The 13,894-nt window shown below is 74.2% G+C and carries 14 protein-coding genes; 8 read left to right on the top strand and 6 right to left on the bottom strand.

From position 1 onward, the window contains the following. Nucleotides 1-23: 23 nt before the first annotated feature. The 3 genes from ACH4EB_RS05580 to ACH4EB_RS05570 form a co-directional block, all read right to left on the bottom strand. Complete coding sequence (locus ACH4EB_RS05580; RefSeq protein WP_398346025.1) at nucleotides 24-1,223, bottom strand: cytochrome P450; 1,200 nt, start codon at nucleotides 1,221-1,223, stop codon at nucleotides 24-26. Nucleotides 1,224-1,366: 143 nt separating this feature from the next. Beyond that, nucleotides 1,367-2,035, bottom strand: coding sequence for a bifunctional 4-hydroxy-2-oxoglutarate aldolase/2-dehydro-3-deoxy-phosphogluconate aldolase (locus ACH4EB_RS05575; protein WP_398346024.1), 669 nt, complete (start codon nucleotides 2,033-2,035; stop codon nucleotides 1,367-1,369). Between the two features lie 393 nt (nucleotides 2,036-2,428). Next, entirely contained in the window at nucleotides 2,429-2,872 is a 444-nt protein-coding gene (locus tag ACH4EB_RS05570; RefSeq protein ID WP_398346023.1) for a ribonuclease domain-containing protein, read from the bottom strand. A 170-nt stretch (nucleotides 2,873-3,042) separates the two neighbouring features. Between ACH4EB_RS05570 and ACH4EB_RS05565 the strand changes: the two genes are divergently transcribed. The 5 genes from ACH4EB_RS05565 (at nucleotide 3,043) to ACH4EB_RS05545 (ending at nucleotide 7,520) form a co-directional block, all read left to right on the top strand. Then, nucleotides 3,043-3,672, top strand: coding sequence for a helix-turn-helix domain-containing protein (locus tag ACH4EB_RS05565; protein WP_398346021.1), 630 nt, complete (start codon nucleotides 3,043-3,045; stop codon nucleotides 3,670-3,672). An 85-nt stretch (nucleotides 3,673-3,757) separates the two neighbouring features. Next, nucleotides 3,758-3,934 (top strand): DUF6126 family protein, encoded by a 177-nt coding sequence (locus ACH4EB_RS05560; protein WP_398346020.1) that lies wholly within the window; start codon nucleotides 3,758-3,760, stop codon nucleotides 3,932-3,934. Nucleotides 3,935-4,077: 143 nt separating this feature from the next. Continuing rightward, complete coding sequence (locus tag ACH4EB_RS05555) at nucleotides 4,078-6,045, top strand: beta-N-acetylglucosaminidase domain-containing protein (RefSeq protein ID WP_398346019.1); 1,968 nt, start codon at nucleotides 4,078-4,080, stop codon at nucleotides 6,043-6,045. A gap of 168 nt (nucleotides 6,046-6,213) precedes the next feature. Further along, on the top strand, nucleotides 6,214-6,894 hold the full coding sequence (locus tag ACH4EB_RS05550) for a transcriptional regulator (protein ID WP_398346018.1): 681 nt from the start codon (nucleotides 6,214-6,216) through the stop codon (nucleotides 6,892-6,894). A gap of 161 nt (nucleotides 6,895-7,055) precedes the next feature. After that, entirely contained in the window at nucleotides 7,056-7,520 is a 465-nt protein-coding gene (locus ACH4EB_RS05545; protein WP_398346017.1) for a DUF732 domain-containing protein, read from the top strand. Between the two features lie 53 nt (nucleotides 7,521-7,573). Here the strand turns inward: ACH4EB_RS05545 and ACH4EB_RS05540 are convergent, their stop codons facing one another. After that, on the bottom strand, nucleotides 7,574-8,119 hold the full coding sequence (locus ACH4EB_RS05540; protein WP_398346016.1) for an RraA family protein: 546 nt from the start codon (nucleotides 8,117-8,119) through the stop codon (nucleotides 7,574-7,576). A 281-nt stretch (nucleotides 8,120-8,400) separates the two neighbouring features. On the opposite strand from ACH4EB_RS05540, the gene ACH4EB_RS05535 reads away from it, so the two are divergent. Further along, nucleotides 8,401-9,807 carry an inositol monophosphatase family protein gene (locus tag ACH4EB_RS05535; RefSeq protein ID WP_398346015.1) on the top strand — a complete coding sequence of 469 codons (1,407 nt, stop codon included), beginning with the start codon at nucleotides 8,401-8,403 and terminating at the stop codon, nucleotides 9,805-9,807. Between the two features lie 152 nt (nucleotides 9,808-9,959). Here the strand turns inward: ACH4EB_RS05535 and allB are convergent, their stop codons facing one another. Then, the gene (gene allB, locus ACH4EB_RS05530; protein ID WP_398346014.1) at nucleotides 9,960-11,324 is read right to left on the bottom strand and encodes an allantoinase AllB; all 1,365 of its coding nucleotides are present in this window, start codon (nucleotides 11,322-11,324) and stop codon (nucleotides 9,960-9,962) included. Nucleotides 11,325-11,766: 442 nt separating this feature from the next. On the opposite strand from allB, the gene ACH4EB_RS05525 reads away from it, so the two are divergent. Next, entirely contained in the window at nucleotides 11,767-12,564 is a 798-nt protein-coding gene (locus tag ACH4EB_RS05525; RefSeq protein WP_398346013.1) for an IclR family transcriptional regulator, read from the top strand. Between the two features lie 74 nt (nucleotides 12,565-12,638). On the opposite strand, the gene ACH4EB_RS05520 is transcribed toward ACH4EB_RS05525, so the two are convergent. Then, a complete protein-coding gene (locus tag ACH4EB_RS05520) occupies nucleotides 12,639-12,956 on the bottom strand; it encodes a DUF5955 family protein (protein ID WP_398346012.1) in 318 nt (105 codons plus the stop codon). A 229-nt stretch (nucleotides 12,957-13,185) separates the two neighbouring features. Between ACH4EB_RS05520 and ACH4EB_RS05515 the strand changes: the two genes are divergently transcribed. Further along, the gene (locus tag ACH4EB_RS05515) at nucleotides 13,186-13,848 is read left to right on the top strand and encodes an NTP transferase domain-containing protein (protein ID WP_398346011.1); all 663 of its coding nucleotides are present in this window, start codon (nucleotides 13,186-13,188) and stop codon (nucleotides 13,846-13,848) included. Nucleotides 13,849-13,894 lie beyond the last annotated feature (46 nt).

The following is a 13,894-nucleotide window of genomic DNA, read 5'->3' as shown; positions in this document are numbered from 1 at the left end:
CGGGCTCAGCGCGCCGATCGTGCTCAGCGCCAGCGCACCGGCAAGTGTTGCGGGCCTCGGATCGTCATGCCCGGGCGCCAGGTCAGCCTGTCGTTCTCGGTGTCCAGGGCCAGCTCGGGACAGCGTTCCAGGAGCGTGCGGACCGCGACGCGGCCCTCCATACGGGCCAGCGGGGCGCCGAGGCAGAAGTGGATGCCGTGGCCGAAGGCCATGTGGCCGCGTGTCTCGCGGGTGATGTCGAAGGCGTCGGGGGCGGTGAAACGCTCGGAGTCACGGCCCGCCGCCGCCAGTCCGACGAGGACGATCTCACCGGCCGGCAGGACCGTGCCGCCGATCTCGACGGGCTCGGTGGTGAATCGCCAGGTGGCGTTCTCCACGGGGCCGTCGTAGCGCAGCATTTCCTCCACGGCGTTGTCCAGGAGGGAGAGGTCGGCGCGCAGGGCGGCCAGTTGCGCGGGGTGCCGGAGCAGTGCGCGCGTCCCGTTGGCGATCAGGTTGACGGTGGTTTCGTGGCCGGCGACGAGCAGCAGGAAGGCCATGCCGAGGAGTTCCTGCCGGGAGAGCTGGTCGCCGTCCTCGTCGCTCGTGCGCACCAGCGCGCTCAGCAGGTCCTCGCCCGGCGTCCGGCGCTTGGCCTCGATCAGGCCGTCCAGATAGGCGGCCATCTCGCGGGCGGCGGCCGCCGACGCTTCCGGGCCGGTCGGTGAGACCAGTTCGTTGGACCAGGCGCGGAAGGACTCCCGTTCGATGTCGGGCACGCCGAGCAGTTCGCAGATGACGGTCATCGGGAGCGGGAAGGCGAGCGCCTCGACGAGGTCGGCGCGGCCGTCGGGGGCGGCCAGCATGGCGTCCAGGAGGTCATCGGTGATCTGCTGGACGCGCGGGCGCAGCGCCTCGACGCGGCGGGTGGTGAACTCCCTGGCCACCAGCTTGCGCAGCCGGGTGTGCTGCGGCTGGTCGGCGTCGAGGAGGTTCATCAACTGCCACTCGACGTCCCCTTCGGGGCCCAGGAGGGGCGCGCCGCTGCGGGTCCAGTCCTTGGCGAGCCGGGCGTCGGCGAGCGCGGCCCTGGCCTCGTCGTACCCGACGACGAGCCACACCTCCATACCCTCGGGTATCCGGACCCGGTGGACCGGCCCGTGGGCGCGCAGCTTGGCGTAGTACGGGTGCGGGTCGGTGACGAAATCCGGGCCGTACGCGCTCAGATCGATGACTTCCGGCATGGTCCAGTCCGCCCCTCGTAGACGTTTTCGTCACCGTACGTACACCAGGGGTGGGGCGGCATCGGCCCCACGGAGGAGCCCGGGGGCCGGGCATCCTCCATGGGGAGTGCTTCACCTGCGGTACGGCCGCGGGCGGGGCGGCCTCAGATTTCGTAGAGGCCCGGCGTCCCCGGGCCGACGGGCGGCAGCGGCGCGGCGTCCGCGAGGCGGGCCAGCAGGTCGGTGGCGCGCTTGGCGACCGTCTCGCGGTCGCCTTCCGAGAGCGCCGCGCCCATGCCCACGGCCACCGCGCCGGCGGCTATCCACTCGGGCGCCGTCTCGACCGTCACGCCGCCGGTCGGCAGCACCGGCGCCTGCGGCAGGGCCGCGCGCACGTCACGGAGCCAGTCCGGGCGGTGCGCGGAGGCGGGGAAGAGCTTGAGCGCGTCGGCGCCCAGCTCCAGGGCGCGCACCATCTCGGTGGGGGTGGCGACGCCGGGGAAGACCGGGACGCCGTAGCGGTGGCCGGTGCGGATGACCTCGGCGTCGAGGCTGGGCGAGACCAGGAAGCGGGCGCCGGCGTCCACGGCCATCCGCGCCGAGACGGCGTCCAGGACCGTGCCGGCGCCGATGACGGCGTCGTTGCCCAGCTCGCGGCTGAGGGTGGTGACGGCCTCCAGCGCGAACGGGGTGGTCAGCGATATCTCCAGGCTGGTGATCCCGGCGGACAGCAGGGTGTCAGCGGTGGCGCTGGCCTCGTCGTAGGTCTCGCTGCGGACGACGGCGAAAACACGCTGCGCCAGAGCGGCCCGGGTGATCTCCCAGCGGTACACGGCAGTTCGCCGCCTTCCTTGTCTCAGTCGCCAAACCCGTCGCCGCGCCCCCGAGGAACAGCCGGGCGCACGGCGCCTCCTGGGCCGTGCCGCGTCGCAGGTGACCACCTCCTGGTCCCTTTGCCACCGTTGCCCGCCCATTCGTCGTTTCCACCGAAACGCTACCGGGAACCGCTGACAATCCTCTCGCGGGGGTGCGTACCGGCGCCCGCCGAACCGGAGGAACCGTTGGTCCGGCCGTCGAGTCGAGTACGGCGCGTGGCGCGTCCCGGTCGCCGGGAACGGTGCCGGCCGGTCGGGGCGGCGGAGGCCAGGAGACGGCGGCAGCCGGGAAAACGGCGGCGGAGGCCGGGACCCCGCCCCGTGCCTCCGCCGCCCGGCCGGCTGACCGTTTCAGCAGCCCCGGTCGACCAGGTCGAACGACTTGTAGTGGTCGGCGGTGTAGTAGTCCTCGTCCTTCTGCTCACCGGTCACGATGCGCCGGGCGCCGCGGTCCGGGGAGCCCGGCGTCTTCACGGTGTACTCGTGGTAGTAGCCGCTCTGCTGCTGGGGGAGGACGCCCTCCCGGTTGCTGAAGACCGTGCCGTCCTGCGGGTACGGGAAGGGGCCGCCCTTGGCGATCAGGTCCAGGGTCTCGTGGGCCTGCGCGGGCAGCTTCGAGTAGCAGATGCTGCCGACCGCCGCGAGGTGCGTGGCGGTGCGGACGGTGGCCGTGTGCGCCACGGGGGCGGCGGCCGTCGTGATGGGTGTGGCGGCGAGGGCGGGCCCGCCGACGAGCAGGGCCGACGCGAGGGCGCCGACGGCGCCGAACCGGATGATGCGTGGGGGGATCTTCATGGACACAGCATGACGCGCGTAGACAGGTACCTGTCAATGCCAAGGGGCGGTTGTTCCCCGCGTGTTCACCGGAGACCACCCGGCCGGACGCGCGGAACGCCCCGAAATGGACCACTTGCCTGTGAGGCAAAACTTTTGCCCGAGGGGTGAATCCTGGCTATACCGGGTGCATGAGCGACACCGCTGCCGAGCCTGCCCGGGGCGAACTGCCCGAGGATCTGCCCTCCGTCGCGCCCCGGCTGCGCGAGCTGCGGCGCCGTACCGGCCTCACGCTGGAGACCGCCGCCCGGCGGGTGGGGCTGTCGCCCGCGCATCTGTCGCGGCTGGAGACCAACCAGCGCCAGCCGTCGCTGCCGATGCTGCTGGCCCTGGCGCGCATGTACGGGACAACGGTATCGGATCTGCTGGGTGAGGCGGCGCCGGAAAGGGACCCCATCGTGCGGGCCGGGCGCGCCGAGCCGTCCGAGGCGGGCGGCTGGACGTACTGGACCCTGGGCGGCGCCGGGCGGGCCATGCAGGCGCTGCGGGTGCACGTACCGCAGCGCGCGCAGGGCGACCTGGTACGGGTGCACCCGGGCGAGGAGTGGCTGTACGTCCTCAAGGGGCGGCTGCGGCTCACGCTCGGCGAGACGGCCCACCTGCTCGACCCCGGCGACGCCGCCCACTTCGACTCGCTGACCCCGCACCGCATCGCCGCCGCCGCCCGCGGCGGCACGGAGCTGCTGTTCGTCCACACGCTGATGCAGAGCGGGGCGGCCGAGCTGTGCCTCGGCGACACCGCGCCGCGCCGCGGCCTGTGACCCGGCACCCGGACCGGCGCCCCGTGCGGACGCCGGTGAACCAGGCCCCCGAGCAGGGCCTGTGACCGAGGAAGGAACCCCTGCCATGTCCGAAGACCCCACCCCCCAGACCGCGCCCGCCGCCGCTTCAGCCCCCACGCGCAAGTACGTGGAGAACAAGCCGCCGCGCGGCGTCTACGTACGCGTCTTCATCTACGTCGTGGCCACCCACGCCCTGCTGGCCTTCATGAGCCTGCTCTTCCTCATCGCCAAGAACCGCTGAGCGGGGCCCCGCCGCCGGAATGTCCGGCCACCCGGCGCAAAAGTCCATTGTCCTCCGCCCCCGCCGGGTGAACCCTGCTGTCGCTCGTCGCGCACGCACCACGGCTGTTCCGCGCACCTCGTGGCACCGAGGAGGACCGAAGGATGCACCGTACGCGCACCGCGGCCACCGCCGCCCTCGTCCTGGCCCTGGCCGCCGTCCCCCTGGCCGGCCCGCCCGCCGGGGCCGCCGGCTCCGGCGGCGGACGGGACAGACCGCCGGCCGCCGGGCCCGCCATCACCCCGGCACCGCAGTCCGTCCGCGCCCTCGGCGGCCGGATCACCATCACCCCGACCGTCACGGTCGTGGCCGGGCCGCGGGCCGACGGGCCGGCGCTGGAGGTCGTCGAGCGGTCGCTGCGGCGGGCCGGGGCCGACCGGGTCGTCCGGGCCGCGAAGGCGGGCCGGGGCCTGACCGTGTACGTGGACGGCGCGGGCGCCGCGCGGACCCTGGCGGACCTCGGCGCGCGGGGCGCCGCGGGGCTGCCCGCCGAGGGGTACGCGCTCGCCGTCGGCGGTGGCCGGATCGCGCTGGCCGGCGTGGACGCCACCGGCACGTACTACGCCGCCCAGTCGCTCCGCCAGCTCCTCCCGCACCGCGACCGCCCCGGCGCCCGGGTGCGCGCCACCGCGGTGCGCGACTGGCCCGCCACCCCGCTGCGCGGCGTCATCGAGGGCTTCTACGGCACCCCCTGGTCACACGCCGCGCGCCTGGACCAGCTCGACTTCTACGGCGCGCACAAGATGAACACGTACGTCTACTCGCCCAAGGACGACCCGTACCTGCGGGAGAAGTGGCGCTCGCCGTACCCGGCGGACCAGCTCGCGCGGCTCAAGGAACTGGTGGACCGCGCGCGGGCCCGGCACGTGGAGTTCAGCTACGCGCTCTCCCCCGGCCTGTCCGTCTGCTACGGCTCGGACGCCGATCTCAAGGCGCTGACCGGCAAGTTCCAGGCCCTGTGGGACATCGGCGTACGGACCTTCGCGGTGCCGCTGGACGACATCAGCTACACGGACTGGAACTGCGCCGCCGACAAGGAGCGGTTCGGCACCGGCGGAGGCGCCGCCGGCGCCGCTCAGGCGCACCTCCTGAACCGGGTGAACCGGGAGTTCATCGCCGGGCACCAAGCCGAAGGGGCGCAGCCGCTCCAGATGGTGCCGACCGAGTACTACGACGTACGGGCGACGCCCTACAAGGCGGCGCTGAAGGCGCAGCTCGACCCGGACGTGCTGGTGGAGTGGACCGGGGTGGGGGTCATCGCGCCGGTGATGACCGTCGCCCAGGCGGACGCGGCCCGGCAGGTCTTCGGGCATCCGATCCTGACCTGGGACAACTACCCGGTCAACGACTACGTCACCAACCGGCTGCTGCTCGGGCCCTTCAACGGGCGGGAGGAGGGGCTGCCCGGGCGGCTGGCGGGGATCACGGCCAATCCCATGATCCAGCCCGCCGCCTCCAAGATCGCCCTGTATACGGTCGCCGACTACGCCTGGAACGACCGCGCCTACGACGCCCGCGCCTCCTGGGCCGCGGCGCTCAAGGAACTCTCCGGCGGCTCCCCGCGGACCGAACGCGCCCTCCGCGCCTTCGCCGACGCCCATTACGCCTCCGCCCTCAACCCGCGGCAGTCCCCCGAACTGGCCGCCGCCATACGGCGTTTCCGGGACGGCGGCAGCGCGAAGTGCCTGGACGCGACCTTGCGCGGCCTCCAGCGCGCCCCGGGAATCCTGCGCGCCTCGCTTCCGGACCGCGGCTTCATCGCCGACAGCGGGCCCTGGCTGGACGCGACCGCCGCGTGGGGCCGCGCCGCCCGCACGGCGCTGCGCATGATCCAGGCGTCGCGTACGGGTGACGACGCCACGGCACAGCGGCTGCGCAAGCGGCTCCCGGCGCTGGTCGGGGCCGCGAAGTCGCATGTCTACGTCGACATGAACGGCAAGCGGGTGCCGGTCCTCGTCGCCAACGGGGTGGTGGACACCTTCGTCGCGGACGCCATCGCCGAACACGACGGCCGTGGGCGCGGCGCGGCCGCCGGGCAGGGCCGTACCCAGGGCGGCACGGCCCCGCGCTGACCGTCCGGCCTCCCCCCGCACAGCCTCCTCCGTGCGGGCCGCGCGGCGCTCTGGACTTGCCGCACGCACCCGGTCGCATACCCGGTGACGCACCACCGGCTCCCGCCGCTCCGGTACGTCCGCTCCGGCAGGTCCGCCGCACGAGACCGCACGCGGGGAGGCCCGGCCATGGCCCGTGAGAACGGCGCGTCCGCCCGGGAAGCGGCCGGGGACCTCCTGGCTGCCGCGGTCCGCGCGCCGGCGCCCGACGCGGCGGACAACCGCCTGGTCGCCCGGATCGCCGTCGGCGAGGCGCCCCGTGAGGTCTTCGCCCTGCCGGCCCTCGAACAGCACCAGATCATCGCCTCGGACCGGCACGGCTTCCGTCACCTGGCGCGGCGCTCCGACGGCGACCCGCCGGTGGCGGCCTTCTTCGAGGCGCTGACCGAGGGCGAGTCGATGGCGCTCGGCGCACTGGGCGGTTTCGCGGACGCCTGCGGGCTCTGCGCCGACGCCGTACGGGACCACGAGCCGCCGGCCGGGTGCCAGGCATGTCCGTCGTACGTGGCGCGGCCGGCGCTGGACGCGGAGCCCGTCGACGTGGTGATCGCCCGGACCGCCGACTTCGCGGCCTGGGGCGGTCACTGCGCGACCGTCGCGCACGCGCTGCGTACCCGCTACGCCTTTCCCGGCGCGGCGTGCGCGTTCTTCGACTTCTTCGCCGAGCCCGCGCCGGAACTCACCGGACTCGCCCGTGCCGCCGTCCGGTACGGCGTCGACACGTCCCGGGTGACGCCCCGCCTCGCGCACCGTTACGGCCGACTGCTCCAGGAGTACGAGCTGATGTTCTGGGCGACACTCGCGAAATGACCGCATGACGGATGACCGGTGACCGCATGACGGATGGCCGATGACCGCATGACCGATGACCGCCCGCGCGCGGCGCATCGCGCGGCCCGCAAAAACAGGTGAACCCTATTTTTTCCCAATTCCCTTAGCAACAGCCGTCCTTCCTGTCAGAATGACCGCTCATGTCCACCGGTCAGGGGAGAATCGTGAAACACCGCACCACCGTCGCCTTGTCCGCCGCCCTCGTCGCCGCCGCGGGCCTCACCGCGTGCGGTGGCAGCGCCAAGAGCGAGAGCCGGCCGTCCTCCTCGCCGACGGGCGCCGGCGCTCCGTCGGAGCAGGCACCGTCCAAGGCGATCGCCGACGCGGAGGCACGGCTGGGCATTCCCCCGAAGCCGGACGCCGCGACACAGGCGCGCTACACCGCCGCCCTCGACGCGATTTCCCGGGACATCGTGAACGGGAAACCGGAGCGCGCGGTGAGCCGCGGCAGAAGCACCTGCGGCACGATCCACTCCTTCCCGAACGACCACGCCAAGCAGGTGGACCAGACCCGGCAGCGTTTCTCCGGGACCACCCAATTCACCCCGGAGCAGGCGGAGAAGATACTGCAGGCCGTGCACACCCATCTCTGTCCGAAGAATTAGCGGCGGCGGCGCATTCGCACCGCGCATCTCCCGGACGCCCATGGGCGGGACCGTCATTCCTCGACGGCCCCGCCCACGGCCCGTAGATGCTCGCGGAATGTCAGTGCGGGGTGCCGCCGACGCCCGGCGAGATAGTCGGCGAACCCCAACTGCTCGCGCAGCGACACGCCTTCGCGGACCCGGTCGGCCTGGCGGCGTTCGGTGTCGCGGATCGTCTCCGCCAACGTGAAGAGCGCACCGGCGGCCGCGGTGGGCAGGAAGAGCACACCGTCGTCGTCGCCCGGCGCCAGGTCGGCGCGGCCGACCGGCCACTCCCCCACCGTGGCCGTCTCCGGCGCGCCGTCCGGGCGGGCGTCCAGGCGCCGCGGCCCGGCCGGGGTCGCGCCCAGGCTGGAGACCGGCAGCCCGATCTCCCGCAGGTCGGCCGTGTCGCGGTGCAGGCCCCAGACGACGATGCCGGTCAGCCCGGCGGCCCGGGCCTCCAGCGCCACGAGGTCGCCGACGCAGCTCTCGTCGGCCCGTCCGCCGTTGTCGGCCACCAGCACGTCGCCGGGGGCGACGGCTTCCAGCGCTTCGAGGAAGACGTCGACGCTGCCCACGTGCCGGGCGGGCAGCACCCGGCCGGCCGGGTGCCCGGCACCAGGGCCCGCAGCGGCGGGGGCGCGCAGCGCACCGGGGTGCGGGCGCGCAGGGCTGCGTCCGCGAGATGGGCCGTGGTCAGCGTGGCGAACCGGTGTCGCAGCTCTTCGTGTTCCATGCCGCTTCCATGCCGCACTCCTCCCCCGGGCAGGCCCGGCGCCCGGTGTCCCGGACGGACGTTGTGGGCCCACCCTCCAACGCCGCCGCCCCGGAGCGCCAGCTCCTGTGGCAGGCTCACGCCATGGATCACAGCACCGGCGCCCCGCCCGCCTCCCCGGAGTTGTTCGCCTTCGCCGTCCGTCTCGCCGCGCGCGCCGGGCGGATGAGCGCCGACGCGTGTCACGGCGGCCGGCCGTCGGCCGTACACGAGGCGGACGGCACCGAGGTGGCCTCGGTGGACCTCGCCGTCGAGGACTTCGTACGGAAGGAACTGGCTGCGGCGTTCCCGGCGGACGCGGTGTTCGGCGAGGAAGGCGGGGAGCGGGCCGGGGCGTCCGGGCGGCGCTGGGTGCTCGGTCCGGTCAACGGCACCCGGCAGGTCACCGACCGGGTGCCCGGCTTCTGCTTCTCCGGTGCCCTCGCGTACGAGGACGAGCACGGGCCCGCGATCGGGGTGATCAGCCTCCCGATGAGCGGGCAGACGGTGGCGGCCGGGCGCGGCCTCGGCTGCCGGCTGCTGCCCGGTCCGGACCCGGACCCGCTCGAAGCGCTGCGCTCGGGCCACGGGCGGCTGCACGCCGGCCGGCGGACGGAGCTGACCGGTGCCCGGACGCAGGCGCACGACATCGCGGAATGGCCGGAGTCGCTGCTGACCGCGCTGCACCGGCGGGTGCGGCTGGTGCCGGCCGGCGGCGGCACGCTGGACGTGCTCGCGGGGCGGGCGGACGCCTTGGTGATCGCGGGCCCCGGGGTGGGGTACGCGGACCTCGCCCCGCTGCCCGTGATCGTCGCGGAGGGCGGCGGCCGGGTCACGGACCTCGCGGGCGCGCCCGTGCTGGAGGGCGACGGCTCGGTGCTGGTCACGAACGGATGCCTGCACGACGCGTTCCTGGACGTCGTGGCGGAGTCCGGGCAGGACGACCGGACGCGGGCCGTACTGGTCGACGCGCACCCGGCCTGGGCGGCCGAAGGCGCGGCGCTGGCCGCGGAGTTGCTGTCCGGGCTCGCCCCGGTGGCCCGGCGGGCCGAGCACATCGGGAGCACGTCCGTCCCCGGCATGGCGGCCAAGCCGGTCTACGACCTCCAGGTGAGCGTGGCGGACCTGGCGGAGGCCGACGACGCCTTCGACGCGCCACTGGCGGCACGGGGTTTCGTCCGCTCGCGGTACGAACGCGACCACGTGCCGGCGGGCCGGGACGACGATCCGGCCCGGTGGGCGAAGCGGCTGTGGACCCGGCGCGGCGGCCCCGGGCCGGACGTCAACCTGCACGTCCGGCGCGCGGGTTCGCCGAACGAGCGGCTGGCGCTGCTGTTCCGCGACTGGTTCCGCGCCCATCCGGAGGCGGTCCCGGCGTACGCGCGCTTCAAGCGCGAACTCGCGCACCGGACAGCGGACCTGGGCAGCTACGCGGAGGTCAAGGACCCGGTCGTGGACCTGGTGGCGGAGGTCGCGGAGGTGTGGGCGAGAGAGACCGGATGGCGGCCTTGAGGGGCGCGCCGCAAGGCCGGGCGGCAACCCTGGCGGCGCGCCGGAAGGCCGGGGGTGCCCCTGAGGCGCGCCGGAAGGCCGGGGGTGCGGCCCTGCCCCTGCGAACGCGCCGCGAGGCCGGGGCGGCCGGCGTCGAAGGGCGGGCCGGTGCCCTACGGCTGCCGGTCCAGCAGCTCTCCCGACGGCTCGGTCAGTGTCCCGCCGTCGTTGATCCGGCGGCCGCGCAGCCAGGTGGACCGTACGACGCCGTGCAGGGTGCGTCCCGCGTACGCCGTGATCTTGTTGCGGTGCTGGAGTCCGGCCGGGTCGACGGTGAACGTCGCGTCCGGGTCGAGCACCGCGAAGTCGGCGTCCCGGCCGGGCTCGATGGCGCCCTTGTGGTGCAGGCCGACGAGCGCGGCCGGCGCGGTGGCCATCCAGCGGGCGACGTCCTCCAGGGTGTGGCCGCGCTCGCGGGCGGCGGTCCAGATGGCGGGCAGGCCGAGCTGAAGGGAGGAGATGCCGCCCCAGGCGGTGCCGAAGTCGGGGGTCTTGAGGTCGGCGGTGGAGGGCGAGTGGTCGGAGACGACGCAGTCGATCGTGCCGTCGGCGAGGCCCTGCCAGAGCGCGTCCTGGTTGGCCGCCTCGCGGATCGGCGGGCAGCACTTGAACTCGGTGGCGCCGTCCGGGATCTCCTCGGCGGTCAGGGTGAGGAAGTGCGGGCAGGTCTCGACGGTGATCCGTACGCCCTCGTCCTTGGCGGCGGCGAGCAGCGGCAGCGCGTCGGAGGAGGACAGGTGCAGGACGTGCACCCGCGCTTCGAGGCGCCGGGCGAGCGCGATCAGCCCGGCGATCGCCTCGTTCTCGGAGGCCCGGGGGCGGGAGGCGAGGAAGCCGGCGTACTCGGGGCCGTGCGGCTGTGGCGCGGCCTCCAGGTGGTCCGGGTCCTCGGCGTGCACGATGAGCAGGCCGCCGAAGCCGGCGATCTCGCCGAGCGCGGCGGCGAGCTGCTCCTGGTCGAGCTGCGGGAACTCGTCCACGCCGGACGGCGACAGGAAGCACTTGAAGCCCAGGACGCCGGCGTCGTGCAGCGGCCGCAGATCCTTGACGTTGCCGGGCACGGCGCCGCCCCAGAAGCCGACGTCGATGTGCGCCTTGGGGCGCGCGACCTCGCGCTTGGTGTGCAGGTTCGCTTCGGTGGTGGTCGGCGGCAGGCTGTTGAGGGGCATGTCGACGAGGGTGGTGACGCCGCCGGCCGCGGCCGCGCGGGTGGCGGTCCAGAAGCCTTCCCACTCGGTGCGGCCGGGGTCGTTCACGTGCACATGGGTGTCGACGAGGCCGGGCAGCAGCACGTCGTCGCCGAAGTCCTCGACCCGCGCCCCGGCCGGTGCGGGGGCGTCGTGCGGGAGCAGCTCCGCGATCTTCCCGTCCCGGACGGTGACGGTCGCGGCGCGCGTCCCCCGCGGGGTGACGACGCGCGTGGAGCGCAGCACCAGATCGATCTCGGACACCCGGACCCCTCCTCGTGCGGTTCCCATGGGCTTCCGCACCACGGAATTCAACTTTCTGTTGAAGGAGTCTTCCTCCGGGGCCGGGACCCGTCAAGACCCCAACCGCCGCCGGACGGTGGCGCGGAACGCGCCGGTCGAGACGTCGGCGGATACCGGTTCATGGCGGAATCGCGCGCCCCGACCGGACGGTTTCCGGGATCACGGCCACCACCCGGACGTTTGGAGGATTCCACAGAATGGATACGGAATCTCGCCCAGCAGAACGTAGCTCCGGCCACTGGTCCCGCCCGGTGATCGCGGGCAGCGCCCGGGCGCGGCCGGAGCACGGGTCCTGACCGGCGGGAACGAGTGTGCGACAGGCCGTGTGCCGACCGGAGGGGACCGGTAGGCTGCTCCGGGTCGGTCCCGGCACCCGTACACCCCAGCCCTGCGCCGAGCCCGCCACCACCTGCCCCGAAAGGAACGCGTCGTGCCGCCGTCCAGCGCCAGCACTTCCGCCGCCGCAGCCAAACCCGCCGCCGGTGGCGTCCAGTCCCTTGAGCGCGCCTTCGACCTGCTGGAGCGGATGGCCGACGCCGGTGGCGAGGTCGGTCTGAGCGAGCTGTCGACGAGCAGCGGACTGCCGCTCCCCACGATCCACCGGCTGATGCGCACCCTCGTCGCCTGCGGTTACGTCCGCCAGCAGCCGAACCGCCGGTACGCGCTCGGGCCCCGCCTGATCCGGCTCGGCGAGAGCGCCTCGCGGCTGCTCGGCACCTGGGCCCGGCCGTATCTGGCGCGCGCGGTCGAGGAGACCGGCGAGACGGCCAACATGGCACTGCTGGACGGCGACGAGATCGTGTACGTGGCACAGGTGCCCTCCCGGCACGCGGTGCGGATGTTCACCGAGGTCGGCCGCCGGGTGCTGCCGCACTCCACGGGCGTGGGCAAGGCGCTGCTGGCGGGCCACCCGCCGGAGGAGGTGCGCGCGCTCCTCGGCCGTACGGGAATGCCGGCCGCGACCGAGAAGACCATCACCGATCCGGACAGCTTCCTGGACGCCCTCGAAGAGGTCCGCAGGCTCGGGTACGCGATGGACGACAACGAGCAGGAGATCGGCGTCCGGTGCATCGCGGTACCGGTGCCCGACTCCCCCACCGCGGCGGCCATCTCCATCTCCGGGCCGACGGGCCGGGTGACCGAAGCCTCCATCGACAAGATCGTCCCGGTGCTCCAGGAGATCGCGGCCGAACTCTCCGTGGCCCTGGCCAACCAGAACCCGGCCTGACCCGCCGACGCCGGCCGCGGGCACGGCGGGGACCTCGTACGGTCCCCGGACCCCGGCCGGCTCCCGGCGCGCCCTCAGAACCGGCGCGGCACATCCCCGTACATGCCGATCAGATCGCGCACGTCCGCGAGCGCGGGCGCCAGCGCGCTGACCGAGCCGACCGCTCCCGCGATCAGCAGCAGGGAACGGCGCAGCCGGGAGACCTCGGGATCACCGCCGCCCACCAGGGCGTACAGCGCGGCCAGTTCCTCGTCGGCGGCCGCGCGGTCGGGCAACTCCGCCGGGTGGGCGGCCAGTTCCCGGCGCAGCCGGGCCACCGCCCCGCGCAGGGCGACGGCCCGTGGATCGTCTTCGGCCCCCGCGCTTCGCCTGTGCTCCTGCCTCTGCTCCACAACGACGGTACCCTCCACGGCCGTTGGCCCCGCTCCACGACGCGGGCCAGTTAACGCCACCCTGTGCGGCCCGCGCCATACGGAGAGCGAAATCAGGATCACCGAATTCCGCTGCGCAGCGGACGTCGTCATGCGGTACCGTCCCGGCCCGGCCCCGCTCTCCACCGCCACGCCCGCCCCGCAGGCCCCGCAGGCCCCGCAGGCCCCGGCCATGAGGTAAGCAGGCCCCATGGCACACATCGCATCCTCCACACCGGGCCCCCCTTCCGTACGCCGCCCGGTCGCCGGGCTGCTGCTCGCCGCGGGTGGTGGCCGACGCCTGGGCGGCCGCCCCAAGGCCCTGCTGGATTTCCGCGGCAGGCCGCTGGTCGAGAACGCGGCCCGGGTGCTGCGGGAGGGCGGCTGCGGCCCGGTGCACATCGTCCTGGGCGCGGCGGCCGAAGCCGTACGGGAGCGGGCGGACCTCTCGGGGTACGAGACGTCCGACAACCCGGACTGGACGCGGGGTATGGGGTCCTCGCTGCGCGTCGGACTGGCCGCGCTGGCGGGCTCCGGGGCAGGTGCCGTACTGGTCTCGCTGGTGGATCAGCCGGGCATCGGCGCCGCGGCGGTGGCGCGGGTGATCGCCGCGTACGCGGGCGGAGCCGGTCTGGCCGCGGCGGCGTACGGCGGGAAGCGCGGGCATCCGGTGCTGTTCGGGGCGGACCGGTGGGCGGCGGTCGCGGCCGGCGCGACGGGTGACCGCGGGGCGCGCGCGTATCTGACGGAGCACGAGGGCGACCTGACGCTCGTCGAGTGCGGGGACGTGGCCGAGCCGTACGACATCGACACTCCGCCGGATCTGTCCCGCCTGGCGTCGCCGGGCGCGCCGCGGGCAGGCGAGGGGCAGTGACCGCAGTGGCACTCCGAGTCATGTGATCACCGCTTCTGTCGACGGA

Origin of the sequence: Streptomyces sp. NPDC018045 (assembly GCF_044327445.1) — a bacterium.
GTDB lineage: Bacteria > Actinomycetota > Actinomycetes > Streptomycetales > Streptomycetaceae > Streptomyces.
This window is presented reverse-complemented; position numbering and strand designations above follow the sequence as displayed.

What these genes read in the sequence shown, in the direction of transcription:
- ACH4EB_RS05580 (WP_398346025.1), bottom strand. Translation starts at nt 1,223, where the DNA reads ATGCCGGAAGTCATCGATCTGAGCGCGTACGGCCCGGATTTCGTCACC.
- ACH4EB_RS05570 (WP_398346023.1), bottom strand. Translation starts at nt 2,872, where the DNA reads ATGAAGATCCCCCCACGCATCATCCGGTTCGGCGCCGTCGGCGCCCTC.
- ACH4EB_RS05565 (WP_398346021.1), top strand. Translation starts at nt 3,043, where the DNA reads ATGAGCGACACCGCTGCCGAGCCTGCCCGGGGCGAACTGCCCGAGGAT.
- ACH4EB_RS05560 (WP_398346020.1), top strand. Translation starts at nt 3,758, where the DNA reads ATGTCCGAAGACCCCACCCCCCAGACCGCGCCCGCCGCCGCTTCAGCC.
- ACH4EB_RS05555 (WP_398346019.1), top strand. Translation starts at nt 4,078, where the DNA reads ATGCACCGTACGCGCACCGCGGCCACCGCCGCCCTCGTCCTGGCCCTG.
- ACH4EB_RS05550 (WP_398346018.1), top strand. Translation starts at nt 6,214, where the DNA reads ATGGCCCGTGAGAACGGCGCGTCCGCCCGGGAAGCGGCCGGGGACCTC.
- ACH4EB_RS05545 (WP_398346017.1), top strand. Translation starts at nt 7,056, where the DNA reads ATGTCCACCGGTCAGGGGAGAATCGTGAAACACCGCACCACCGTCGCC.
- ACH4EB_RS05535 (WP_398346015.1), top strand. Translation starts at nt 8,401, where the DNA reads ATGGATCACAGCACCGGCGCCCCGCCCGCCTCCCCGGAGTTGTTCGCC.
- allB (WP_398346014.1), bottom strand. Translation starts at nt 11,324, where the DNA reads ATGGGAACCGCACGAGGAGGGGTCCGGGTGTCCGAGATCGATCTGGTG.
- ACH4EB_RS05515 (WP_398346011.1), top strand. Translation starts at nt 13,186, where the DNA reads ATGGCACACATCGCATCCTCCACACCGGGCCCCCCTTCCGTACGCCGC.